This window comes from Alloyangia pacifica, assembly GCF_003111685.1.
GTDB lineage: Bacteria > Pseudomonadota > Alphaproteobacteria > Rhodobacterales > Rhodobacteraceae > Salipiger > Salipiger pacificus_A.
In genome coordinates this window covers 896,683-919,071 of the sequence record NZ_CP022189.1, presented here as the reverse complement: position 1 = coordinate 919,071, position 22,389 = coordinate 896,683, and the positions used below count along the sequence as shown (strand labels likewise).

The following is a 22,389-nucleotide window of genomic DNA, read 5'->3' as shown; positions in this document are numbered from 1 at the left end:
GCAGGGGAATGCGCATGAGCAGCGACAAGACAGCCATCCGCGACGCAGCCACGGTGATCGTGCTGCGCGACCGCGACAGCCGACCGAGCGTGCTGATGGGGCAGCGCGGCGCGGCGGCCGCCTTCATGCCCAACAAGTTCGTCTTTCCCGGCGGCGCGGTGGATGCCGCCGACGCCGAAGTGAAGCTCGCCGCCCCCCTGCCCGCCGCCTGCGCCGCACGGTTGGACGAGGACGCGCCCGCGGGCCGGGGTCCGGCGCTGGCCGCCGCCGCCATCCGCGAGCTCTGGGAAGAGACCGGGCAGGTGCTGGGCTGGCCCGGCAAATGGCCGACCCCGCCCGACGGCTGGGAGGGGTTTGCCGAGACCGGCCACCGCCCCTCGGCCTCGGCGCTGCAGTTCGTTTTCCGCGCCATTACCCCGCCGGGCCGCCCGCGCCGCTTCGACGCGCGCTTCTTTCTGGTGGATGCCGAGGCGTTGAAATCCGATCCCGATGATTTCTCCGCCGCATCGGACGAGCTGTCGCACCTGCAATGGGTGCCGCTCGACGAAGTGCGCGGCTTCGACCTGCCCTTCATCACCGAGGTGGTGCTGGCCGAGGTCGCCGCCCGGGTCACCGACCGGCGCGCGCCAAGTTCGGTGCCCTTCTTCCGCAACGACGACGAGGAAAGCCTCTTCCTGCGGCTCAACGGCCGGGCCCCGGGATCGCCCGAGGAAAGCCGTCCAAAGCGTCAGTTGCGGATCAGAAGGTAGTAGACCGCCGCCAGCAGCGCCGCGAAGAGCGCGAGGTTGAACATCAGCCCCGCGAGCACGCCGAGCCGCCAATGGCTGCGTTCGGCCTGGACGTCGATCGTCTCGAGATGGCGCGCAATGCGCGCCTCGGCCCGGTCCAGCGCCGGCGTGTCGAGCCGCATGGCGAGCTTGGGATGCTCGGTCATCCCCTGCGCCGCGCGCAGTGCGGCAAGGTCGCGTCGGGCCCATCGCGGCAGCCGGTGCGCCGCGCGCCGGGCGCGCTTGTCGAAGCTGCCCTTGCCGAGGCCGAGGCGGCTCTCGAAAAGCGGCATGAGCCGTGCGCCGAATTTGGGGGTCTGATCCATGGCGCAAATCTCGGGCATTTGGTGCCCGCGCGCAAGCGGCCGCCGCGTCGCGGGAGCGGAGACGCCCGATTTCCGCCGGCAGGGCTGGCCGACCACCTTTGAAGGGGGCTCGCCCGCCGCCCCCCCGCCGCCCCATGCGTTTTGGCCTTTTCCGTGCCCCGCCCGCAGCCTAGACAGGGCGCATGCTGAACATGATCCGCCACGGCTCCGCCACCGACCAACCACCGCTCGTCATCGTTCACGGGCTCTTTGGCTCCGCCCGCAACTGGGGCGTGATCTCGAAGCGCCTGTCGGACCAGCGAGAGGTGATCGCTGTGGACCAGCGCAACCATGGCGACAGCCCCTGGCAGGATAGCCACGACTACGAGGGCATGGCCGCGGACATCGCCGAGGTGATCGAGAGCCTCGGGGGCCGCGCCGACGTGCTGGGACATTCCATGGGCGGCAAGGCGGCAATGGCGCTCGCGCTCACCCGGCCCGAGCTGGTGAACCGGGCCATCTTCGCCGACATCGCGCCGGTGACCTATACGCACGACCAGAATCAGAACATCGCCGCGATGCGCTCGGTGGACCTCGCGCGGGTCGAGAAGCGCTCGGACGCCAATGACCAGCTGGCAAAGGTGCTAGACGATCCGACGCTCTGCAGCTTCTTCACCCAGTCGCTCGACCTGAAGGAGAAACGCTGGAAGCTGAACCTCGACGTGCTCGAGGCCGAAATGGCGAAAATTCTCGGCTTCCCCGAGATCGACGCCCGCTTCGAGCGCCCCGTGCTGTTCCTTTCAGGGGCGGAGTCGACCTACGTGCTTCCCGAGCACCGCGACCGCATCCGCGCGCTCTTCCCGGCGGCGAAATTCGCCAAACTGCCGGGCTGCGGCCACTGGCTGCACGCCGAAAAGCCGCGCGAGTTCGAGGCGGCGGTGCGGGCCTTCCTCGATCTCACAGCCTGAGGGTGCAGCACCCCCTGCCCATTTGACGGGCTGACGCGCGCGCGGATTTTCCTTTTCCGAATCCGCGCATTCCTCTTTTCAAATCGCCCGTCGAGGCACTTGCGCCATGGGCACGCCCGCCCCTTCTAGTTTCCGAAACGCTTATGTTCCGGAAATCTCCACATGGCCGCTCCCGCCCAGCCCCGCCCCGGGTCAGTCTCCATCGAGCAGGTGCAGCTTGCCCTCGAGCCAGGGCAGTTGGCGCTGCGCCGGGGTGATCACCAGGTCGCTGACCAGTTGGCGCATGGTACGCGCCACGTCGCGCGGCACCCGGTCGGCCCAGTCGGCGGCGGCAAAAAGCGAAATCGTGCGGGAAAAGGGCTTGATCGGCAGCGGGTGCGCCTCGATCCGGTCGTGCACGCGCGCCGCGCGCATGTAGCCAAGCGGCGTGGTGATGCTCCAGCCGACGCCGCGCGCCACCAACGTCATCAACGATAGATGCGCGCCGATCTCGAACCGTTCGGCGAAGTCCAGCTTGAGCCGCGAGAGGTGTGCCTCGATCTGCCGGCCGATCATCTGGTCGCGGTCGTAGCGCAGCATCGGCAGGGCCGACATCAGTGCTTCGGTGCTGCCCGCCTCGCGCGCCTTGCCACGCGGCGCCACCAGCACGAAGGGATCGTGCACCAACGGGTATTCGAACACCCCCGGCACCGCGGTACCGGGGCTCGCGGCGATGGCAATATGCAGGTGGCGGTCGACCATAGACTGCATGATCTCGTGGCTCGGCGCAGTGACCAGCTTGAAACGGCAGCGGGACATGTTCTCGGCCAGGATGGTCACCAACTGCGGCGTCAGGTCGTTGTCGAAATCGTCGATCACCCCGAGGTTGAGCTGCGACAGATGCGTCAGATCCATCACCGTCAACTCGTTCTGTGCCAGCCGAAGCTGGCCGAGCACCGCCTGCGTGCGCATCAGGAACGAGCGTCCCGCCGGGGTCAGTTGCATCGGCCGCCTGCCGTGATCCACCAGGGCGACCCCGAGCGCGGTCTCGAGGTTGCGCAACTGCTGGCTCACCGCCGGCTGGCTGAGCCCCGTGCGCTCGGCGGCCTGCGCCACCGAGCCGGTCGCCGAAAGCGCCTCGAAAACCTCGAGCCCGCGCAGGCTGATTCCCTTCATCAGCATAAAGCCATCCCCCACCCATTCCGCGGCCCGTCGCGGCCCGGCGCGACCATGCCACAGATTAACTTTTTCCGAAACTCCCCCAGATCAGGCAAACCCCCCACCCCATGACAGTGACCCATCTCAAGCCCGCCCCGGGCCTGCCGCCGCAGGCCGCCGCCGACACCGCCGACATCGTGCAGATCATGCTCGCCCGGCTGCGCACCGAGGGCGAAGCGGCGGCCCTCGACTATGCCACCCGGCTCGACCGTTGGGACGGCGAGATCGGGGTGCCCGCCGCGCGGCTCGCCGAGGCGCAGCGCGCCCTGCCGGTGACGCTGGTCGAGGATATCGCCTATGCCCATGCCAATATCCGCGCCTTCGCCGAGGCGCAGCGGGCCTCGGTGCAGGAGTTTGAGATCGAATTGCGCCCCGGGCTGCGCGCCGGGCAGCGGCTGATTCCCGTCGGCTGCGCCGGCTGCTACGTGCCGGGCGGGCGCTACGCCCATATCGCCTCGGCGCTGATGACCGTCACCACGGCGCGCGCCGCCGGGGTGGACCGGGTGATCGCCTGCTCGCCGCCGGGCAAGGAAGGGCTGCCGCCGGCGATTCTGCACGCGCTGCACGTCGCAGGCGCGGACGAGGTGCTGGCGCTTGGCGGGGTGCAGGGCATCGCCGCCATGGCCTTCGGCCTGTTCGGCCTGCCGCCCGCGGACATTCTTGCCGGGCCCGGCAACCAGTTCGTCGCCGAGGCCAAGCGGCAGCTGTTCGGCCCGGTGGGAATCGACATGGTTGCAGGGCCGACCGACGTGATGATCCTCGCCGATCCCAGCGCCGATCCCGAGATCGTCGCGCTCGACCTGCTGGGACAGGCCGAGCACGGCGGCACCTCGCCGGTCTGGCTGGCCACCGACCATCGCCCGCTGGCCGAAGCCGTGATCGCCCGCCTGCCGCAGCTGGCCGAGACCCTTCCCGAGCCCAACCGCTCGGCGGCGCGCGAGGCCTGGGCGCAGCTCGGCGAGGTGTTGCTTTGCGAAAGTCGCGAAGACATGGCTGCGATCGCCGACCACTACGCCCCCGAGCACCTGCACGTGATGGCGCGCGATCTGCCGTGGTGGCGCGCGCGGCTGCGGTGCTACGGATCGCTCTTCCTCGGCGCCGGTACCACCGTGGCCTTTGGCGACAAGGCCGCCGGGCCGAACCACGTGCTGCCCACAGGCCGCGCCGCGCGGCACACCGGCGGGCTTTCGGTGCACAAGTTCCTCAAGTGCGTGACCTGGCAGGAGGCGTCGCCCCGGGCGCTGCCGGAGCTCGCCCGTGCCAGCGCCGGGATCAGCCGCGCCGAGGGCATGGAAGGCCACGCCCGCAGCGCCGAGGCACGGCTGGCGCCCCGGCCCTTCCGGGCAACCGGGTGAGGCAAAAGGGACCGCGCCGGGCTCAGAGCCCGGTGCACATCCGCTCGGCACGCTTCACGAAGGCCGAGTAGCGGGTCCAGAAGTCCTTGTCGGAGCGACGGTCCGACTGGCGGACCTCCTGCGCCTGATGCGGGTCGCGGTAGAATTTCACAGCCCGGCGCTGGTCGCCGCCGCGCAACTCGTCGTTCGCCGCCGCCTGAACGCAGCCGCAGAGCGCATCGTTGCGCGCCTTGCGGTCCGAGCTCATGCAGGCTTTGCTCACGGGCCCCGTCGCGTAATATCTGTGGCCCGAGCCCGAGCCGCCACCGCAGCCCGCCACCAGCGCCAGAATCGTCACCAAGTATATCGGTTTCATCCGCCTGCTCTCTTACTGCCCTTCACGTTGCGGATCTTGCGCCCGCGCTTTCTCGATTTGCCAAAGGATGCCCGAAGCCTGCGGCGGATTCAATTCACCGATTCGTTGCTGGACAGGCGCTTCCGCAACGCTAAGCGGCGCGACGGACCGCCCGCAGCAGCGAAGGGCGCGGCCCAGCTTGGCCTGACGGCCAGTTCACACTGCGGGATGATTACCGCTAGAAGAAGGCAACGGACGGCGCCGGGAACCCTTCCGGGACCAACGACGTGACCGGCTTTGCTCTGATGCGGCGCCGGTCGGGATCGCGGGAGGCACGCGCGGATGGGCGCGGCGGCGCCGCCTGCCCTTCGATCCGGCTTGACCGGACGCCAAAAGCCTTACATATCGGGCCAATCATGACCGATCTCGCGCATATCCGTAACTTCTCCATCGTTGCCCACATCGACCACGGGAAATCCACCCTGGCCGACCGGCTGATCCAGCTCACCGGCACCGTCGCCGAACGCGACATGCAGGAGCAAATGCTCGACTCGATGGATATCGAGCGCGAGCGGGGCATCACCATCAAGGCCAACACCGTCCGCATCGAATACCCGGCGCAGGACGGCGAGACCTACGTGCTGAACCTCATCGACACGCCCGGGCACGTCGACTTCGCCTATGAGGTCGCGCGCTCGATGCACGCGGTCGAGGGATCTCTGCTGGTGGTCGATGCGACCCAGGGGGTCGAGGCGCAGACACTGGCGAACGTCTACACGGCGATCGACGCCGACCACGACATCGTGCCGGTGCTCAACAAGGTCGACCTGCCCGCCGCCGAGCCCGACCGGGTCAAGGAACAGATCGAGGACGTGATCGGCATCGACGCCTCCGAGGCCTGCCTGATCTCGGCCAAGACCGGCGTCGGCATCCCGGATGTGCTGGAAGCCATCGTCAAGCGCCTGCCGGCGCCGCCCGAGGGCGACCGCAACAAGCCGCTGAAGGCGATGCTGGTGGATTCCAAGTACGACCAGTACCTTGGCGTGATCTGTATCGTTCGCATCATCGACGGCGTGCTGAAGAAGGGCGACCGCATCCGCATGATGAAGACCGGCGGCACCTACGACGTCGATGACGTCGGCGTCTACCGCCCCAAGATGACCAACGTGAAGGAACTCGGACCGGGCGAGATCGGCTATCTCAACGCCTCGATCAAGCAGGTCCGCGACACCCGCGTCGGCGACACGATCACCCATGAGCGCAAGCCCTGTGAGACCGCCCTGCCCGGCTTCAAACCCTCGGTGCCGGTGGTGTTCTGCGGGCTCTTCCCGGTGGATGCCAACGATTTCGAGGACATGCGCGACGCCATCGAAAAGCTGGCGCTGAACGATGCCTCCTTCACCTATGAGATGGAGACCTCGGCGGCGCTCGGCTTCGGCTTCCGCTGCGGCTTCCTCGGCCTGCTGCACCTCGAGGTGATCCGCGACCGTCTCGAGCGGGAGTACGGCATCGACCTGATCACCACCGCGCCTTCGGTGATCTACCATCTCTACACAAAGGACGGCGAGCGCCGCGACCTGCACAACCCTGCCGACATGCCCGACATGTCGACCGTGGACCATATCCAGGAGCCGCGTATCAAGGCCACCATCATGGTGCCCGACGAATACCTCGGCGACGTGCTCAAGCTCTGCCAGGAACGCCGCGGCATCCAGATGGACCTGACCTACGTCGGCGGCCGCGCGATGACGGTCTACGACCTGCCGCTCAACGAGGTGGTCTTCGACTTCTACGACCGCCTGAAATCGGTGACCAAGGGCTATGCGTCTTTCGACTACGAGATGATCGGCTACCGCGAGGACAACCTCGTGAAGATGTCGATCCTGGTGAACGACGAGCCGGTCGACGCTCTGGCGATGATGGTGCACCGCGACCGCGCCGAGATGCGTGGCCGGGCGATGTGCGAGAAGCTGAAAGAGCTGATCCCGCGCCACATGTTCAAGATCCCGATCCAGGCGGCGATCGGCGGCAAGGTGATCGCCCGCGAGACCCTGTCGGCGATGCGCAAGGACGTGACCGCCAAGTGCTACGGCGGCGACGCCACCCGGAAGAAGAAGCTGCTCGAGAAGCAGAAGGCCGGCAAAAAGAAGATGCGGCAGTTCGGCAAGGTCGAAATCCCGCAGGAGGCCTTCATCTCCGCACTCAAGATGGACAGCTGATCCGGGTCTTCCGGGTCCGCAGCAGATGGCAGGCCGGGGCAGATGCGCCCCGGCCTTTCACGTAGGGGCGTGCGCCCCGCCTCGCCCTTCACCTCTTCACCGCATATCCGCATGGGAGCTTTCCGATGCCCGCACCGAAGACGTCCCTCGCAGCGCTGGCGCTGCTGCTTTCCTCGACCTCCCTCTCCGCCGCGATCTGCGACTACCGGCCAAGCCGGCTGGTCGGCGACACGGTGACCGGCGCGGCCGCTGCGGCCACCGGCGCGGTTGCGCAAGTCGCAGGCCAGCGCCGCGGCGATGGTGGGTTCTACACGCTGGTCAACGCCACCAGCGGGCTTACGCTGCTCGGCGGCAAGCTCGCTGCCTCGGGCGGCGCGGCGGGGCTGCTGGAGGGGGGCAGCGCGGCCGCCGCCGCGGCCATGGCCAACCCGATGGTCTGGGTGCCCGCCTTGATCCTCGGCGCCGGAGGCGCGGGCTACGAGGCCACCTGCGCCTATTTCGTCGACGAGCGGATCACCGATTACTCACAGGTGCTGATGATCATGCGGGACTTCGAAGCGCATTCCGATCCGAGCTATTTCCGGCTCGAGGAGAACACGCTGAACCCCTTCATCGAGATCCACGACGAGGCGGGCAGCCGCGCCACCTACCGGATCGAGGATCTCTATATCGTCGACGGCATGCTCAAGCACCGGAGCTGGGGCCCGAACCGCAAGATCGGCCGCGTGGTCTTCGTGCCCGACGATGCGCCGAGCGAGGCGGTGCCGGGGGGCTCGGTGGTCGAGATGCCTGCGCCGGAGGCCCCGGCCTCCGCCCTTTCCGCTCCCGCAGCGCCCGCGCTCGTGAGCCCGGATGCGGGCGCGATCGAGGTTCCCCCGATGCCCGCAGCGGAGCCCATGCCTGCTCCCGAATGAACTCGGGCGACCTAGCTCACATAAGAAGAGCCGCCCCCGAGGGGGCGGCTCCAGGATGACCGTCGTTGAGGGGGTTCACTCGGTCATCGTCTCGGGACCGGCCGGCGCGCGCTCTTGCAGCATCGCGAGGATGCGCTGGTTGAGCTCGGGGTCGGCCTGCGCCGCCTGGCCAATCTCATTGTAGGTGTTCACGTCCATTCCATCGGTCTCGTTCACCGCATCGGCCATCTCGGCCTGCGCTTGCTCGACCAGGGCCTGCTTGCCCTCGGGCTCTTCCACCTGCTCGATCTGTGCCATGTAGTCCTGCTGAACGGCCTGGACCTCGGTGGCGGCGTCGACGAAGGCGGCCAGCTGCTCTTCGCTGAATTCCAGCGCGGGCGCGGCGGGGGCTTCGGCAGCCGGGGCTTCGGCGGGCGCCTCGGGGGTTGCGGTCTGCGCCATCACCGGGGCCAGCGGGGCCGCGATCAGGGCAGCGATGACGGTCGACTTAAGCAGGGTGCTCTTGAGGGTCATAGAAGTCTCCTTCCCAGAGTGCTTGCACGGGAACATCCCGTGGCTTGCCTCGAGAGCTAGGGGCGCCGTGGCTGCGCCGCAATGCAGCGATGGCGGAGCCGGCCGCCCGAGCAAGGAGTTGCCGGGAGGGCCCCGGGCCGCCAGCGGCGAGCCGCGCGTCAAATCCCCCCTGCGGAACCCCGCCGGACATTCGCCGCCGGAAAGCAAACATGCGCCTGCCCTTTCACCTCGGCGTGAACGGCCCTTTTCCCGTGCGAGGCTGAGCCCACCAAGGAAGGACCCCATGATACGCCCCGCCCTCGTGCTGGCGCTCCCCCTGGCCGCGGCCCCCGCCTTCGCCTTCCAGTGTCCTGCCGACATGTCCACGATCAGCGCTGCGCTCGACACGGGCCCCAAGCTGTCCGAGGCGGATCTCGGCTAGGTCCGGCAGCTGCGCGCCGAGGGCGAACGGCTGCGCGCCGCGGGGGAGCATCAGCACTCTTTCGCCAGGTTGTCCGAAGCCATGCGCATCCTCGGCATCAAATAGCTGCGACCCTGGCCGATGCGGGTCCGTGCCGGGGGATGAAGCCCTTTCCTCTCAGCCGCTTCGGATCCATGGTGCGCCCCCAAGGGCCCATCTTCGGGCCGCAGATGCAGGGAGGGCATCTTGGATCCACGCGCCGCCACCACCGTCTACGCCCGCTGGGCGCCAATCTATGACCAGACCTTCGGAGTGATCACCCAGGCCGCCCGCCGCGCCGCGGTGCGTAAGGTCACCGGCGCGGAGGGCATGCGGGTGCTCGAGGTCGGCGTCGGCACCGGCCTGTCGCTGCCGCTTCTGCCGCGACACATGAGGGTCACCGGGGTCGACTACAGTTCCGAGATGCTCGCCCAGGCCGAGCGCCGGGTCGCGCGCATGGACTTGCCGCACATCGAGTCGCTGCAGCGCATGGACGCGCGACACCTCGGCTTCGAGGATGCCAGCTTCGACCGGGTGGTGGCGATGCACATGATCTCGGTGGTGCCCGAGCCCGAGCGGGTCATGCGCGAAATCGTGCGCGTGCTGAAGCCGGGCGGGCAGCTGATCATGTCCAACCACTTCGCCAAGAAGAAGGGCCCGATGGCGCATCTGTCGCGGCACACCGCGAAACTGGCCGACCGCATCGGCTGGCATTCGGATTTCGACATCTCGGTGGTGCTGGACACGCCGGGGCTGAAGCTGCTCGAACGCCGCCCCCTGCCGCCGGTGGGGATGATGACCCTGCTCGTGCTCGAGCGCTGCGACGCGCCCTCCGCGGCGAACGACCCGGCCCGCCCGAAGAGCTGAGCCGGAGCGTCCGGGCTCAAGCCAGCATCTGGCCGTCGCCGCAGACCGAGATCGCCTGCCCCGAGATCGTCCGCCCCCGCGCGCTGGCGAGAAAGAGGATCTGGTCGGCGATCTGCTGCGGCGTCACGTATTCCTTGAGCGATGTGTAGGAAAAGGCTGCGGCCTCGACCTCCTCGAAGCTCTTCCCGAGCCGCTGCGCCTTGGCCTCGAGCACCCTGCGCTGGCGGTCGCCGGCGACGATGCCGGGCAGGATCGCATTGGCGCGGATACCGTCGCGGCCCAGTTCGATCGACAGCGACTTGGTGAAGCCGATCACGCCCCACTTTGCCGCGGCATAGGGCGTGCGCAGGGCAAAACCCACCCGTCCCGCCATCGACGAGAGGTTGAGGATCGAGGCATTGCCGCTCTGGCGCAGCGCCGGCACCGCATGGCGCACGCAGTGAAACTGCGAGCTGAGGCAGACCGAGAGGCATTGCTCCCAGGCCTCGGGGTCGATTTCCTCGACCGGGCTCGTCGGCCCGGCGATTCCGGCGTTGTTGACCAGCACGTCGAGCCCGCCGAGCTCGCCAATGGCGCCTCGCATGAAGCTCTCGATTTGCCCCGCATCGGAAACGTCGCAGCGCTGCCGCCAGACCTCGGCCGGAAGCGATGCCAGCGCCGAAGCGTCGATGTCGCAGGTCGCCACCCGAGCCCCCTCGGCAACGAAGCCCTCGACGATGGCCCGCCCGATGCCCTGCGCCCCGGCGGTGACGATGACCCGAGCGCCCTCCAGTTCCAGATTCATGGCAGGATCCTCCGACGGCTGTCTTCCATTTCCGCGGCGCCATAGGCGCGGATCAACTCCGCCGCGACGCGGATGTCCTCGGTCACCGCCTGTGCCGCCGCGTCGCCGTCACGGGCACGCAGCGCGTCGCAGAGCTGACGGTGATGGGTGCGCGAATGGTGCGTGCGCGAACGGCCGATTTCCTCTTCCAGCGGCACCTCCGCCTTCACCCCGATGTCGAAGTTGATGATCGGCCCGACCTTCAGCCAGAGCATGGTGATCATCTCCATCAGAACTTTCGAGCCCGCCGCTCGATAGAGCGCGAAATGCAGGTCCTTGTTGGCCGCCACCGCCTCGGGGCTGCCATAGGCCGTATCGAGGATCGCCTCGAACCGGTCGGCGAGCGCGAGGATGTCGTCGATCTCTTCGCGTGTGGCACGCTCGGCGGCGAGCCTTGCGGCCTGCGCCTCTGTGAGAACCCGCATTTCAGTGAGGTCGGCGAAGTCCTCGGCGCTCATCAGCGGCACCTGCACCGCGCGCTTCGGCTCGACCAGCAAGGCCCCGCCCGCCGCGAGCCGGCTCACCGCCTCGCGCACCGGCATCATCGACACGCCCAAGCGTTCGGCGAGATCGCGCAGCGAGATGCGGTCGCGTGGTTTCAATTGCCCCGACAGCAGCATTTCGCACAGGGTCTCATGCACCTGTTCCGAGAGCGTGCGCGGCCGCTCTTCCGGCAGCCGCTCCTGAAGTTCGCCCATATTTCCCGTTTCTCCCCGTTGACTCTTTGCGAGTCATTCTGCATCTGTGATCTCAGATCACACCAGAACGGGCAAGACCGCAACCGTTGATCCCGCGGCAAGGGAGGACTGACTGCCACGGGAACTCGGGTCACCAGAATCTGGTGTGATCTTTGGCACCCGCCCCGAGGAGGACCGCAATGCGCCTGACACGACACGAGATCTGCCCGCCGGCGCCCTGCGCCCTGCGCGGCTGAGGCGAGACATCGACATGGCCAAGCCCCGCAAAGTCATCATCACCTGCGCCGTGACCGGTGCGATCCACACGCCCTCGATGTCCGAATATCTTCCCGTCTCCGCCTCGGAGATCGCCGAGGCCGCCATCGGCGCCGCCGAGGCCGGGGCCGCGGTGGTGCACCTGCACGCCCGCAACCCCGACGACGGCCGCCCGGACCAGACGCCCGAGGCCTTTGCCCCCTTCCTGCAGGTGATCAAGCAGGCCTCGGACGTGGTGGTCAACATCACCACAGGCGGCGCCCCGACGATGACCATCGAGGAGCGCATCCGCCCGGCGCAGACCCACCGCCCCGAGATCGCTTCGCTCAACATGGGATCGATGAACTTTGGGCTCTTCCCGATGCTGCAGCGCTTCCCGAACCTCGCGCACCAGTGGGAACGGGACTACGTCGGCAACAAGGACATCATCTTCAACAACAGCTTCGGGCAGATCGAGCACATCGTCACCACGCTCGGCGCGCTCGGCACCCGCTTCGAGTTCGAATGCTACGACACGGCGCATCTCTACAACCTGAAGTACTTCCTCGATCAGGGGCTGGTGAAGGGGCCGCTGTTCATCCAGACGGTCTTTGGCCTGATGGGCGGCATCGGCGCGCATCCCGACGACGTCATGCACATGAAACGCACCGCCGACCGGCTCTTCGGCGACCAGTATCGCTGGTCGGTACTCGGAGCAGGCAAGAACCAGTTGCCCATCGCCGCCATGGCCGCCGCGATGGGCGGGCACGTGCGCGTCGGGCTTGAGGATTCGCTCTGGGCCGGTCCCGGCCAGCTGGCGCGCAGCAACGCCGAGCAGGTTGGCAAGGCGCGGCAGATCATCGAGGGGCTGGGGCTGGACATCGCCTCCCCGGACGAGGCCCGCGAGATCCTCGACACCAAGGGCGCGGATGCCGTCGGCTTCTGAGCCGGGCCTGCGCGAAGGAATGCTCCCAGACTGCCCCCGTCGCCCCCTCATGGCGCCGGGGGCTCTTTTTGATCGGGGCGAGGAGCCGGGCGAGAGCCTGCCCATGGGGTGGCGCAGCTCCGGCCGAGGTCAGCGCTTTATCCCAGCAAAGTCCGGACGACATACGAGCGTCGTGGAACGATGACAAAGCGCCAGCCCGCCGGGACGGGCAGGCGCTCGCCCGGCGGCCTTCGGCCTTGATTCCGGGCGCCTCTGCCCCTCAAGGCTTGCGGAACAACCGCGTCAGCTCGAACAGCGCGTCCAGCCGCTCGAAGCGCTCGCGCGCGTCGGGCCAGCGTTCCTCCTGCGCGGCGGCGACCAGCGCCTCGACCAGCGACAGGGTGGAGATGTTGGAATCCCAGGCCGAGGGGATCTCAACCCAGCAGTTGAACGCGTGTTCGGCGACGCTGGCGATCGGGCTCGACCATTGGTCGGTGATCAGGATCACATGCATCCCGCGCGCCGCCGCGATCTCGGCCAGCCGCTGCAGGTTGTCCTCGTAGCGGCGGATGTCGAAGATCAGCAGCGTGTCGCCCTCCTCCATGTCCAGCACGTAGTGCGGCCATGTGGCGGAGGACGATGTCAGATGCGTCACCCGCGCCCGGATCGCCTGGAAGTGGGTGAAGGCATATTCCGCCAGCGAACGGGTGATCCGCCCCCCGACCACGTAGAGCCGCCCCTCGGTTGACGCCAGCCGCTTCGCCGCCGCGTCGAACTGGCCCGCGTCGATATTCGTGAAGGTCTGCCGCAGGTTCTGCGTCACCGCCTCGGCGAAGCGGTTTAGAAGGTGCGACTCGGGCGCCTCCGAGGCCCAGACCGCACGCCGCGCCTCGGGGCCGGAGACCTTGGCCTGCAGTTCCGAGAGCAGCGCCGCGTGAAAGGCCGGGTAGCCCTTGAATCCCAGCTTTTGCACCATGCGCGCCACGGTCGGCGTCGAGACCCCGGCATTGGCCGCGGCGGCAGTGATCGAGGCGATCCCCGCGCCGGGGTAATCGTCGAGCAGCGCCTGCGCGAACTTGCGCTCGGAGTTGGTCAGCTGCGCGTACTGCTCGCGGATAAGCTGGCGCACGGTGCCGGTCGGGCTGGTATCCACGGGCTCCCCTTCGGTTCAGGTTCAAAAATTGGGCAGAAATCAGCGCCGCTTGGCACCAGGTCCCTTCGACCCAAAATCGTTCTGAAAAAATATTGACGCATTATCTGGCGCGTGGAAAGGTTTTTCCAAAGACAGGGGGACAGACGTGTCGGAAGAAGACACCACCGCATTCGAAGTGAGCAGAGCCATGGGCCGCGGCCCGGCTCTGGTTCTCTGCGAGCACGCCTCGAACGCCATTCCCGCGCGCTACGACGGGCTGGGGCTGCACGAGGAGGACCGGCGCAGCCACGCCGCCTGGGATCCCGGCGCTCTGGCCCTCGCCCGGCGGCTGGCTGAGGCGCTCGACGCGCCGCTGGTGTCCGGAACCGTCTCGCGGCTGGTCTATGACCTGAACCGCCCGCCCGAGGCCGCCTCGGCGATGCCGACAAAGACCGAGACAGTGGACGTGCCGGGCAACATCGGCCTCTCGCCCGAGGAACGCGCGCGGCGCACCCGCGAGGTCTACGATCCCTTCTGCGCGGCGGTGACCGGCACCGTGGTGACCCGCAAGACGCTGGAGACGCCCTTCGCGCTGATCACGGTGCACAGCTTCACCCCCTGCTGGTTCGGCGTGCCACGCGAGGTCGAGATCGGCATCCTGCACGACGCCGACAGTCGGCTTGCCGACCGCATGCTCGACGAGGCGAGCCGCCTGCCCGGCCGCTGCATCGCGCGCAACGATCCCTACGGCCCCGAGGATGGGGTGACCCATTCGCTGAAGCTGCACGGCATCGCCAACGAGCTACCCAACGTGATGATCGAGGTGCGCAACGACCTGCTCGCCGACCAGACCGGGATCGAGACGATCGCCGGAGAACTGCTGACCCTGCTGCGCCCGGCGCTGGCGGGTCTGGGACTGACGGAGACGGACAATGCCTGAAGCCATGGTCTGCTACGTGCGGATCATCGACAAGATGAACCGCGCCATCGGGCGTTTTGCCATGTACCTGCTCTTCGCGCTGATCGGCGTGCTGATCTGGTCCTCGGTCTCCAAGACCTTCTTCACGCCGACGCTCTGGACGCTGGAGACGGCGCAATTCATCATGGTCGCCTACTACGTTCTGGGCGGCCCCTATTCGATCCAGCTGGGCTCGAACGTGCGGATGGATTTCTTCTACGGCGACTGGTCGCCGCGCCGCCGCGCCATCGTCGATGTCATCACCATCTGGTTCCTGCTCTTCTACCTCGGCGTGCTGCTCTGGGGCGCGATCAGCTCGACCGCCTACAGCTTCGGCTATTTCGGCACCGAGCCCTTCAAGTTCTTCGGCGAGCTGATCTGGGCCTTCGTCACCGGCGGGCCGGGCGCGGCGGGTGAGCTGATGGGCTATCTTGAGCGCAGCCCCAGCGCCTGGCGCCCCTACGTCTGGCCGGTGAAGGTCATCCTGTGCTTCGGCGTCACGCTGATGATTTTGCAATGCGTCGCCGAGTTCTTCCGCGACATCGCCCGCATCCGCGGAGAGGACCTCTGATGTCGCAAGACCTGATCGCAATCGTCATGTTCTCGGGCATGTTGGGCCTGCTGCTGACCGGGCAGCGCGTATTCGGCGCCATCGGCTTCGTCGCGGTCGTCGCGGCGCTCTGCCTGTGGGGCGACCGGGGCGGCTTCGACCTCGGCTTCGCCGCCTCGATCAAGCTGATGAAGTGGTATCCGCTGCTCACGCTGCCGATGTTCATCTTCATGGGCTACGTGCTCTCGGAATCGAAGATCGCCGACGATCTCTACAAGATGTTCCACGTCTGGATGGGTGGGCTTTCGGGCGGGCTCGCGGTGGGCACCATCGGGCTGATGGTGCTGATCTCGGCAATGAACGGGCTTTCGGTCGCGGGCATGGCCATCGGCGCCACCATCGCCCTGCCCGAGCTGCTGAAGCGCGGCTACGACAAGCGCATGGTCACCGGGGTGATCCAGGCGGGATCGAGTCTGGGCATTCTCGTGCCGCCTTCGGTGGTGCTGGTCCTCTATGCGATGATCGCCCGCCAGCCGGTGGGCCAGCTCTGGCTTGCAGGCGTGATCCCCGGCCTGCTGATGGCGGCGGCCTTTGTCATCTACATCGTCATCCGCTGCAAGCTGAACCCCGAGCTCGGCCCGATCCTGCCCAAGGCCGACCGCGACATCCCCATGGCCGAGAAGCTGCGCCTGCTGCGCGCCGGGCTGCTGCCGCTGGTGATTTTCTTCGTGATGATGGTGCCCTTTGTGCGCGGCTGGACCTCGCTCGTCGAAAGCTCGGCCATCGGCGCGGTCGCAGCCTTTGTCGCGGCGGTGCTCAAGGGTCGGATGACCCGCGAGGTCTTTGAGAACTCGGTGCGCAACACCTTGGGCGTGTCGTGCATGTTCATGTGGATCATCCTCGCGGCGCTCGCCTTCGGCGCGGTGTTTGACGGGCTGGGCGCGGTCAGCGCAATCGAGGAGCTGTTCACCGAGAAGCTTGGCCTCTCGCCATGGATGATCCTCATCCTGATGCAGCTCAGCTTCATCGTCATGGGCACCTTCCTCGACGACACGGCGATGCTGGTCATCGTGGCCCCGCTCTACGTGCCGCTGGTCGGGCACCTCGGGTTCGACCTGGTGTGGTACGGTGTGCTCTACACCATCACCTGCCAGATCGCCTATATGACCCCGCCCTTCGGCTACAACCTCTTCCTCATGCGCGCCATGGCCCCGCCGCAGATCGGCCTGCGCGACATCTATACCTCGATCATCCCCTTCGTTGCGGTGATGACCGTGGTGCTGGCGATTATCATGATCTTCCCCGAGCTGGCCCTGTGGCTGCCGGACCTCGTCTACAACAATTAACAACGAGACCCCCGCGAAACGGGGCGCAAACCTCAACCACGCAACAGGAGAGACAAAATGACCCTGACACGACGCAAGATCCTGAGCGGTGCCGCACTGGCCGCTCCGGCTGCGCTCGCGGCGCCCTCCATCGGCCGCGCGCAGGAGCCGATCAAGTGGCGCTTCCAGACCTATGCGGGTGCTGCCCTCGGCGAACAGGTGACCAAGCCGATCGTCGATTACATCAACACCGCCGCCCAGGGCGAGCTCGAGATCGAGCTCTACTACGCCGACCAGATCGTGCCCACCGGCGAGCTGTTCCAGGCGCTGCAGCGCGGCACCATCGACGCCGTGCACTCGGACGACGACTCCATGGCCTCGCCCACCCCGATGCGCGTCTTCGGCGGCTACTTCCCGTTTGCCACCAAGCACATCCTCGACGTGCCGGTGCTCTTCGAGCAATACGGGCTCGCCGATATCTGGCGCTCGGAATACGAAAAGGTCGGCGTGACTTGGCTGTCCGCCGCCGGTCAGGACCCGTGCAACTTCAACACCAAGAAAGAGATCACGAGCCTTGCCGATCTCGACGGGCTGAAGCTCTACACCTTCCCCACCGCCGGGCGCTTCCTGGCGCAATTCGGCGTGGTCCCGGTGAACATCCCCTACGAGGATGCGGAAGTCGCGGTGCAGACCGGCGAGCTTGACGGCATGGCCTGGTCGGGCATCACCGAGGATTACACCGTCGGCTGGGCGAACGTCACCGACTACTTCCTGACCAACAACATCTCCGGCGCCTGGATCGGCTCGATCTTCGTCAACCAGCAGCGTTGGGCCGACCTGCCCGAGCACCTCAAGACGCTGGTCATGTCGGGGATCAAGGCCGCCGACACCTATCGCAACCAGTGGTACTGGGGCGGCGAGGCCAAGCTGCGCGCCACCGGCGACAAGCTGCAGCTGCGCTCGGTGCCGCCGGAAGAATGGGCCGAGGTCGAGAACGCCGCCAAGGCCTTCTGGAAAGAGATCGCCCAGGAAAGCGAAGTCCACGCCAAGGTCGTCTCGATCTTCGAAGAGTACAACGGCGTCATCAACCAGGCAGGCCCGCCCTACAACTTCTGAGGCGTGCCGCCGCACCCCCTTTGGCCCCCGCTCAGCTATTGCGGGGGCCGATCCCCTGACATAAATCTGCCAGCATAATTTGATCAAATCTCCGCGCCCGCGCGCGGCGACACGTAAAAGCCCAGCAAGGAGCCCGCGGAATGACCGCCCCCCTGACCCTAGACGACCTGAAAAACGCCGCGCGCGCCGGCGAGATCGACACCGTCCTCGTTTGCGTCGTGGACATGCAGGGTCGTCTGCAGGGCAAACGTTTCCACGTCTCCAACTTCCTTGAGCACGCGATCGAGGAAACGCATTGCTGCAACTATCTCTTTGCCACCGACCTCGTGATGAGCACCCCCGAGGGCTTCGCCTCTACCAGCTGGGCCTCGGGGTACGGCGACTACGTGATGAAGCCCGACCTCGCCACGCTGCGCCCTGTGCCCTGGCTCGAGGGAACGGCGATGATCCTGTGCGACGTGCTCGACCATCACGGCCACCCCGCCGCCGAGTCGCCGCGTCAGATCCTGCAAAAGCAGGTTGCCCGCGCCGAGGCCATGGGTCTAACCCCGATGATGGCGACCGAACTGGAGTTCTTCCTCTACGCCCGGTCGTACGACGAGATCCGTCACAGCGGTTGGCGCGATCTCGAGACGCTCTCGCCCTACAACCAGGACTATTCCATCCAGCTCACCAGCCGCGAGGAATACGTGCTGCGCCCGGTGCGCAACCACCTTTACGCCATGGGCGTGCCGGTGGAATGCACCAAGGGCGAGGCCGAGCACGGTCAGGAAGAGCTGAACATCCGCTACGCCGACGCGCTGACCTGCGCCGACCACCACGCGATCTCCAAGCACGCAGTAAAGGAAATCGCTCATCAGCAAGGCCACGGCGCCACCTTCATGGCCAAGTGGCACGCCGACAAGGTCGGCAGCGCCGCGCATATCCACCAGTCGCTGTTCCGCGGCTCCGACAATGCCTTCTACGACAAGGACGGCGCGCACGGCATGTCGCAGACCATGCAGCATTACGTTGCGGGCCTGCTGAAATACGCGCCCGACGTGACGCTTTTCCTTGCGCCCTACATCAACAGCTACAAACGTTTCACCCCCGGCACCTTCGCGCCCACCAAGACCGCCTGGTCGGTGGACAACCGCACCGCGGGCTTCCGCCTCGTCGGCGAGGACACCAAGGGCGTGCGCATCGAATGCCGCATTCCCGGCTCGGACATGAACCCCTACCTCGCCTGCGCCGCGCAGCTGGCCGCGGGTCTTGCCGGGATCGAGGAAAAGCTCGAGCTGCCTGCCCCCGCGCAGGGCGACGTCTATGGCATGGACGACGTGCCGGATGTCCCCAACACCCTGCGCGCCGCCATCGAGGCCTTTGCCGGCTCGGAAATGCTGCGCGACGCCTTCGGCGAGACCGTCATCGAACATTTCGCCCATGCCGCCCGCGTCGAACAGCAGGACTTCGACAAGGCGGTCACCGACTACGAGCTGGCGCGCGGCTTCGAGCGCGCCTGAGGAGGCTTCCATGACAACCCTGAAAAATATCTCGCCCATCGACGGCTCGGTTTTTGCAACGCGCGAGACCCTGACCCTCGACATGGCCCGCGACGCCGCGAACTCGGCACGCATCGCGCAAGCGGAATGGGCTGCCCGTCCGCTCGCCGAGCGCATCGAGCTGGTGATGAAGGGCGTCGCCGAGATCGGCGCGCAGAACGATCAGATTGTCCCTGAGCTGGCGCAGATGATGGGCCGCCCGGTCCGCTACGGCGGCGAGTTCGGCGGTTTCAACGAGCGCGCCTCCTACATGGCCGAGATCGCCGAGGGCGCGCTCGCGGACATCGAGGTCGGCGAGGACGCGACCTTCAAGCGCTACATCAAGCGCGTGCCGCACGGCGTGGTCTTCGTGGTCTCGCCGTGGAACTACCCCTACATGACCGCGATCAACACCGTGGCCCCGGCGCTCATCGCGGGCAACACCGTGGTTCTGAAGGGCGCGACGCAGACGCTGCTCGTGGGCGAGCGGCTGGCCAATGCCTTCCACAAGGCCGGCGTGCCCGAGGCGGTCTTCCAGAACCTCTATCTGGACCATGACACCACCTCGGCCCTGATCGCCGAGGGCATCTTCAACTTCGTCAACTTCACCGGCTCCGTGGGTGGCGGCAAGGCCATCGAACGCGCCGCGGCGGGCACCTTCACCGGACTCGGGCTCGAGCTCGGCGGCAAGGATCCGGGCTACGTGATGGAGGATGCGGATGTGGATGCCGCCGTCGACACGCTGATCGACGGGGCCATGTTCAACTCCGGCCAGTGCTGCTGCGGGATCGAGCGCATCTACGTCCACGAGAGCCTCTTCGACACCTTCGTCGAGAAGGCCGTGGCGGTGGTGAAGGGCTACAAGCTCGGCAACCCGCTGGATGAGGCGACCACCATCGGACCGATGGCCAACGTCCGCTTTGCCGAAGAAGTCCGCGCGCAGATCAAAGAGGCGGTGGAGATGGGGGCCAAGGCCCATATCGACACCTTCCCCGAGGATGACGGCGCCGCCTATCTGACGCCGCAGATCCTGACGAACGTCAGCCATGATATGCGCGTCATGCGCGACGAGAGCTTCGGCCCGGTGGTCGGCATCATGAAGGTGAAGGACGACGCCGAGGCCATCGCACTGATGAACGACAGCCCCTTCGGCCTCACCGCCTCGCTCTGGACGCAGGACGTGGAGCGCGCGCAGAAGGTCGGCGATGCCATCGAGACCGGCACCGTCTTCATGAACCGCGCCGACTATCTGGATCCGGGGCTCTGCTGGACCGGCTGCAAGCAGACCGGTCGCGGCGGCGGCCTGTCGGTCATCGGCTACCACAACCTCACCCGCCCCAAGTCCTACCATCTCAAGAAGGTGACGAAATGAGCCTGACCGCCAACTGGTCCTACCCCACCGCCATCAAGTTCGGCGCGGGCCGCATCGCGGAACTGCCCGCCGCCTGCGCGCAGGCCGGCATCACCAAGCCGCTGCTGGTCACCGACCGCGGCCTTGCCGCACTGCCGGTCACCGAGAGCACCATCGCGGTGCTGGAAAAGGCGGGCATCGACTGCGGTCTGTTCTCGGACGTCGATCCCAATCCAAACGAGCGCAACCTTGCCGCGGGCGTGGCGGCCTACAACGCCGGCGGCTATGACGGCGTCATCGCCTTCGGCGGCGGTTCCGGCCTCGATCTGGGCAAATGCGTGGCCTTCATGGCCGGTCAGTCGCGGCCCGTCTGGGACTTCGAGGATATCGGCGACTGGTGGACCCGCGCTGATGCCGACGCGATCGCCCCCATCGTCGCCGTGCCGACCACCGCGGGCACCGGCTCCGAGGTCGGCCGCGCCGGCGTGCTCACCAACTCAGAGAGCCACGAGAAGAAGATCATCTTCCATCCCAAGATGCTCCCTGCCGTGGTGATCTGCGATCCGGAACTGACCGTCGGCATGCCCAAGGCGATCACCGCCGGAACCGGGCTTGACGCCTTTGCCCATTGCGTCGAAGCCTTCTCCTCGCCGCACTACCATCCGATGTCGCAGGGCATCGCGCTCGAAGGCATGCGGCTGGTGATCGAGTACCTGCCCCGCGCCTATGCCGACGGCAGCGACATCGAGGCGCGCGCCCAGATGATGAGCGCTGCCGCCATGGGCGCCACCGCCTTCCAGAAGGGTCTCGGCGCGATCCACGCGATGAGCCACCCCATCGGCGCGGTCTTTGGCACCCACCACGGCACCACCAACGCGGTCTGCATGCCCGCGGTGCTGAAATTCAACGCAGACGCCATCCGCGAGCGCTTTGACAAGGCGGCGGGCTATCTCGGCATCGAGGGCGGCTTCGACGGCTTCTGCGCCTTCGTGGATGAGTTCAACGACAGCCTCGGCGTGCCCAAGGGGCTGACCGCGCTCGGCGTGACCGAGGCGGCGATCCCCGAGTTGGTCAAGGGCGCGATCAAGGATCCGTCCTGCGGCGGCAACCCCGTCGAGCTGACCGAGAAAAACCTCGAGGCGCTGTTCCGCGACGCGATGTGAGCCATCTGGACTGAGACTTCCGGGGCGGGGCGAAAGCTCCGGCCCTTGTCGTTTGCGCGTGGGGGGTGAAGGCGCGCGGCCGACCCGCATGATCATTTTGCCGCCCACCTCTGTTGCGCTAAGCTCCTCTCAGGCACCCGGAGGATCCGCCATGCATGCGCCCACGCCCTTCACCCTGATGGCCCGCAACAACGCCTGGGCGAACGAGACGCTCTACACCGTGCTCGCGGCGCTCACCGAGGAGGAATTCACCGACCCCCGCCCTGGGTTCTTCCCCTCGCTCAGCCTGACGATGAACCACATCCTTCTGGTCGACCTCTATTACATCGACGCCTTGGAGCGCGGCGGGCTTGGGCTCTCGCTCTGGAACCGCCCGCAGATCGACGACCCGGCAAAGCTCGCCGAAGAGCAGGCAAAGACCGACCTGCGCCTGCTCGCCCTCTGCGAGGCACTGACCCCAGAGACGCTGAGGGAAAGCCGCCTCACCCAGCGCCGCTCCGGCCCGGTGCACGAGACGGTCCAGCCGCTGCTGCTGCACCTTTTCCAGCATCAGATCCACCACCGTGGACAGGCCCATGTGCAGTTGCAGGACGCCGGTTACGCCCCGCCGCAGCTCGACGATTTCTACCTCGAACATGGCCGCGTTGCCTCGGCGGCGGCCTGGTTCCCGCACTAGTCCCACGCGCCCCCTTGCACATGCTCCCCCGACGTCGCCT

23 protein-coding genes are annotated in these 22,389 nt (G+C 67.1%); 16 read left to right on the top strand and 7 right to left on the bottom strand.

The features are described from left to right. Window positions 1-14 precede the first annotated feature (14 nt). Window positions 15-749, top strand: coding sequence for an NUDIX hydrolase (locus CEW88_RS04390; RefSeq protein WP_108967534.1), 735 nt, complete (start codon window positions 15-17; stop codon window positions 747-749). Here CEW88_RS04390 and CEW88_RS04385 read toward each other — a convergent pair. Beyond that, window positions 728-1,093 (bottom strand): hypothetical protein, encoded by a 366-nt coding sequence (locus tag CEW88_RS04385; RefSeq protein WP_108964857.1) that lies wholly within the window; start codon window positions 1,091-1,093, stop codon window positions 728-730. The two genes, CEW88_RS04390 and CEW88_RS04385, sit on opposite strands and share 22 nt — an antisense overlap. A gap of 182 nt (window positions 1,094-1,275) precedes the next feature. On the opposite strand from CEW88_RS04385, the gene CEW88_RS04380 reads away from it, so the two are divergent. Then, window positions 1,276-2,040, top strand: a complete 765-nt coding sequence (locus CEW88_RS04380; protein WP_108964856.1) for an alpha/beta fold hydrolase — start codon at window positions 1,276-1,278, stop codon at window positions 2,038-2,040. A 192-nt stretch (window positions 2,041-2,232) separates the two neighbouring features. Here the strand turns inward: CEW88_RS04380 and CEW88_RS04375 are convergent, their stop codons facing one another. Then, window positions 2,233-3,201, bottom strand: coding sequence for a LysR family transcriptional regulator (locus CEW88_RS04375; RefSeq protein WP_108964855.1), 969 nt, complete (start codon window positions 3,199-3,201; stop codon window positions 2,233-2,235). A 104-nt stretch (window positions 3,202-3,305) separates the two neighbouring features. Here CEW88_RS04375 and hisD point away from each other — a divergent pair, with 104 nt between their 5' ends. After that, window positions 3,306-4,592, top strand: a complete 1,287-nt coding sequence (gene hisD, locus CEW88_RS04370; RefSeq protein WP_108964854.1) for a histidinol dehydrogenase — start codon at window positions 3,306-3,308, stop codon at window positions 4,590-4,592. A gap of 22 nt (window positions 4,593-4,614) precedes the next feature. Here hisD and CEW88_RS04365 read toward each other — a convergent pair whose 3' ends face one another. Further along, the gene (locus tag CEW88_RS04365) at window positions 4,615-4,947 is read right to left on the bottom strand and encodes a hypothetical protein (protein ID WP_108964853.1); all 333 of its coding nucleotides are present in this window, start codon (window positions 4,945-4,947) and stop codon (window positions 4,615-4,617) included. Between the two features lie 395 nt (window positions 4,948-5,342). Here CEW88_RS04365 and lepA point away from each other — a divergent pair, with 395 nt between their 5' ends. Both lepA and CEW88_RS04355 read left to right on the top strand, forming a co-directional pair. Next, entirely contained in the window at window positions 5,343-7,145 is a 1,803-nt protein-coding gene (gene lepA / locus CEW88_RS04360; protein ID WP_108964852.1) for a translation elongation factor 4, read from the top strand. A 125-nt stretch (window positions 7,146-7,270) separates the two neighbouring features. Beyond that, window positions 7,271-8,059, top strand: a complete 789-nt coding sequence (locus CEW88_RS04355; RefSeq protein ID WP_108964851.1) for a hypothetical protein — start codon at window positions 7,271-7,273, stop codon at window positions 8,057-8,059. Window positions 8,060-8,134: 75 nt separating this feature from the next. Here CEW88_RS04355 and CEW88_RS04350 read toward each other — a convergent pair whose 3' ends face one another. Next, window positions 8,135-8,572, bottom strand: a complete 438-nt coding sequence (locus tag CEW88_RS04350; protein ID WP_108964850.1) for a DUF4168 domain-containing protein — start codon at window positions 8,570-8,572, stop codon at window positions 8,135-8,137. A gap of 283 nt (window positions 8,573-8,855) precedes the next feature. Here CEW88_RS04350 and CEW88_RS24850 point away from each other — a divergent pair, with 283 nt between their 5' ends. Both CEW88_RS24850 and CEW88_RS04340 read left to right on the top strand, forming a co-directional pair. Then, a complete protein-coding gene (locus CEW88_RS24850; RefSeq protein ID WP_254694430.1) occupies window positions 8,856-8,993 on the top strand; it encodes a hypothetical protein in 138 nt (45 codons plus the stop codon). Window positions 8,994-9,218: 225 nt separating this feature from the next. Beyond that, entirely contained in the window at window positions 9,219-9,878 is a 660-nt protein-coding gene (locus tag CEW88_RS04340) for a class I SAM-dependent methyltransferase (RefSeq protein WP_108964849.1), read from the top strand. A gap of 16 nt (window positions 9,879-9,894) precedes the next feature. On the opposite strand, the gene CEW88_RS04335 is transcribed toward CEW88_RS04340, so the two are convergent. Both CEW88_RS04335 and CEW88_RS04330 read right to left on the bottom strand, forming a co-directional pair. Then, window positions 9,895-10,662 carry an SDR family oxidoreductase gene (locus tag CEW88_RS04335; RefSeq protein ID WP_108964848.1) on the bottom strand — a complete coding sequence of 256 codons (768 nt, stop codon included), beginning with the start codon at window positions 10,660-10,662 and terminating at the stop codon, window positions 9,895-9,897. Continuing rightward, window positions 10,659-11,399 carry a GntR family transcriptional regulator gene (locus CEW88_RS04330; RefSeq protein WP_108964847.1) on the bottom strand — a complete coding sequence of 247 codons (741 nt, stop codon included), beginning with the start codon at window positions 11,397-11,399 and terminating at the stop codon, window positions 10,659-10,661. Before CEW88_RS04330 ends, CEW88_RS04335 begins: the two co-directional genes overlap by 4 nt. 250 nt (window positions 11,400-11,649) lie before the next feature. On the opposite strand from CEW88_RS04330, the gene CEW88_RS04325 reads away from it, so the two are divergent. Then, on the top strand, window positions 11,650-12,579 hold the full coding sequence (locus tag CEW88_RS04325; protein WP_108967532.1) for a 3-keto-5-aminohexanoate cleavage protein: 930 nt from the start codon (window positions 11,650-11,652) through the stop codon (window positions 12,577-12,579). A gap of 259 nt (window positions 12,580-12,838) precedes the next feature. On the opposite strand, the gene CEW88_RS04320 is transcribed toward CEW88_RS04325, so the two are convergent. Continuing rightward, window positions 12,839-13,711, bottom strand: coding sequence for a MurR/RpiR family transcriptional regulator (locus CEW88_RS04320; RefSeq protein WP_108964846.1), 873 nt, complete (start codon window positions 13,709-13,711; stop codon window positions 12,839-12,841). Between the two features lie 187 nt (window positions 13,712-13,898). Here CEW88_RS04320 and CEW88_RS04315 point away from each other — a divergent pair, with 187 nt between their 5' ends. The 8 genes from CEW88_RS04315 to CEW88_RS04280 all read left to right on the top strand — a co-directional run bounded on the left by CEW88_RS04315 (window position 13,899) and on the right by CEW88_RS04280 (window position 22,349). Continuing rightward, window positions 13,899-14,630: an N-formylglutamate amidohydrolase gene (locus CEW88_RS04315; RefSeq protein WP_108964845.1), complete on the top strand. Its 732-nt coding sequence runs from the start codon at window positions 13,899-13,901 to the stop codon at window positions 14,628-14,630. After that, window positions 14,623-15,219 (top strand): TRAP transporter small permease subunit, encoded by a 597-nt coding sequence (locus CEW88_RS04310; protein ID WP_108964844.1) that lies wholly within the window; start codon window positions 14,623-14,625, stop codon window positions 15,217-15,219. The genes CEW88_RS04315 and CEW88_RS04310 overlap by 8 nt, the downstream gene beginning before the upstream one ends. Next, window positions 15,219-16,544, top strand: coding sequence for a TRAP transporter large permease (locus CEW88_RS04305; protein WP_108964843.1), 1,326 nt, complete (start codon window positions 15,219-15,221; stop codon window positions 16,542-16,544). Before CEW88_RS04310 ends, CEW88_RS04305 begins: the two co-directional genes overlap by 1 nt. A 57-nt stretch (window positions 16,545-16,601) precedes the next feature. After that, window positions 16,602-17,639, top strand: a complete 1,038-nt coding sequence (locus tag CEW88_RS04300; protein ID WP_108964842.1) for a TRAP transporter substrate-binding protein — start codon at window positions 16,602-16,604, stop codon at window positions 17,637-17,639. 140 nt (window positions 17,640-17,779) lie between these two features. Further along, a complete protein-coding gene (locus CEW88_RS04295) occupies window positions 17,780-19,141 on the top strand; it encodes a glutamine synthetase family protein (protein ID WP_108964841.1) in 1,362 nt (453 codons plus the stop codon). A 10-nt stretch (window positions 19,142-19,151) separates the two neighbouring features. After that, window positions 19,152-20,531 carry an aldehyde dehydrogenase family protein gene (locus CEW88_RS04290; RefSeq protein ID WP_108964840.1) on the top strand — a complete coding sequence of 460 codons (1,380 nt, stop codon included), beginning with the start codon at window positions 19,152-19,154 and terminating at the stop codon, window positions 20,529-20,531. Further along, window positions 20,528-21,673, top strand: a complete 1,146-nt coding sequence (locus CEW88_RS04285; protein WP_108964839.1) for an iron-containing alcohol dehydrogenase — start codon at window positions 20,528-20,530, stop codon at window positions 21,671-21,673. The genes CEW88_RS04290 and CEW88_RS04285 overlap by 4 nt, the downstream gene beginning before the upstream one ends. A 151-nt stretch (window positions 21,674-21,824) precedes the next feature. Next, window positions 21,825-22,349 (top strand): DinB family protein, encoded by a 525-nt coding sequence (locus CEW88_RS04280; RefSeq protein ID WP_108964838.1) that lies wholly within the window; start codon window positions 21,825-21,827, stop codon window positions 22,347-22,349. The last annotated feature ends 40 nt before the right edge of the window (window positions 22,350-22,389 follow it).

Coding starts and splice junctions, on each gene's coding strand:
- CEW88_RS24850 (WP_254694430.1), top strand. CDS start 8,856: ATGATACGCCCCGCCCTCGTGCTGGCGCTCCCCCTGGCCGCGGCCCCC.
- CEW88_RS04280 (WP_108964838.1), top strand. CDS start 21,825: ATGCATGCGCCCACGCCCTTCACCCTGATGGCCCGCAACAACGCCTGG.
- CEW88_RS04355 (WP_108964851.1), top strand. CDS start 7,271: ATGCCCGCACCGAAGACGTCCCTCGCAGCGCTGGCGCTGCTGCTTTCC.
- CEW88_RS04335 (WP_108964848.1), bottom strand. CDS start 10,662: ATGAATCTGGAACTGGAGGGCGCTCGGGTCATCGTCACCGCCGGGGCG.
- CEW88_RS04285 (WP_108964839.1), top strand. CDS start 20,528: ATGAGCCTGACCGCCAACTGGTCCTACCCCACCGCCATCAAGTTCGGC.
- CEW88_RS04300 (WP_108964842.1), top strand. CDS start 16,602: ATGACCCTGACACGACGCAAGATCCTGAGCGGTGCCGCACTGGCCGCT.
- lepA (WP_108964852.1), top strand. CDS start 5,343: ATGACCGATCTCGCGCATATCCGTAACTTCTCCATCGTTGCCCACATC.
- CEW88_RS04385 (WP_108964857.1), bottom strand. CDS start 1,093: ATGGATCAGACCCCCAAATTCGGCGCACGGCTCATGCCGCTTTTCGAG.
- CEW88_RS04390 (WP_108967534.1), top strand. CDS start 15: ATGAGCAGCGACAAGACAGCCATCCGCGACGCAGCCACGGTGATCGTG.
- CEW88_RS04315 (WP_108964845.1), top strand. CDS start 13,899: ATGGGCCGCGGCCCGGCTCTGGTTCTCTGCGAGCACGCCTCGAACGCC.
- hisD (WP_108964854.1), top strand. CDS start 3,306: ATGACAGTGACCCATCTCAAGCCCGCCCCGGGCCTGCCGCCGCAGGCC.
- CEW88_RS04295 (WP_108964841.1), top strand. CDS start 17,780: ATGACCGCCCCCCTGACCCTAGACGACCTGAAAAACGCCGCGCGCGCC.
- CEW88_RS04375 (WP_108964855.1), bottom strand. CDS start 3,201: ATGCTGATGAAGGGAATCAGCCTGCGCGGGCTCGAGGTTTTCGAGGCG.
- CEW88_RS04290 (WP_108964840.1), top strand. CDS start 19,152: ATGACAACCCTGAAAAATATCTCGCCCATCGACGGCTCGGTTTTTGCA.
- CEW88_RS04330 (WP_108964847.1), bottom strand. CDS start 11,399: ATGGGCGAACTTCAGGAGCGGCTGCCGGAAGAGCGGCCGCGCACGCTC.
- CEW88_RS04350 (WP_108964850.1), bottom strand. CDS start 8,572: ATGACCCTCAAGAGCACCCTGCTTAAGTCGACCGTCATCGCTGCCCTG.
- CEW88_RS04365 (WP_108964853.1), bottom strand. CDS start 4,947: ATGAAACCGATATACTTGGTGACGATTCTGGCGCTGGTGGCGGGCTGC.
- CEW88_RS04325 (WP_108967532.1), top strand. CDS start 11,650: ATGGCCAAGCCCCGCAAAGTCATCATCACCTGCGCCGTGACCGGTGCG.
- CEW88_RS04305 (WP_108964843.1), top strand. CDS start 15,219: ATGTCGCAAGACCTGATCGCAATCGTCATGTTCTCGGGCATGTTGGGC.
- CEW88_RS04310 (WP_108964844.1), top strand. CDS start 14,623: ATGCCTGAAGCCATGGTCTGCTACGTGCGGATCATCGACAAGATGAAC.
- CEW88_RS04380 (WP_108964856.1), top strand. CDS start 1,276: ATGCTGAACATGATCCGCCACGGCTCCGCCACCGACCAACCACCGCTC.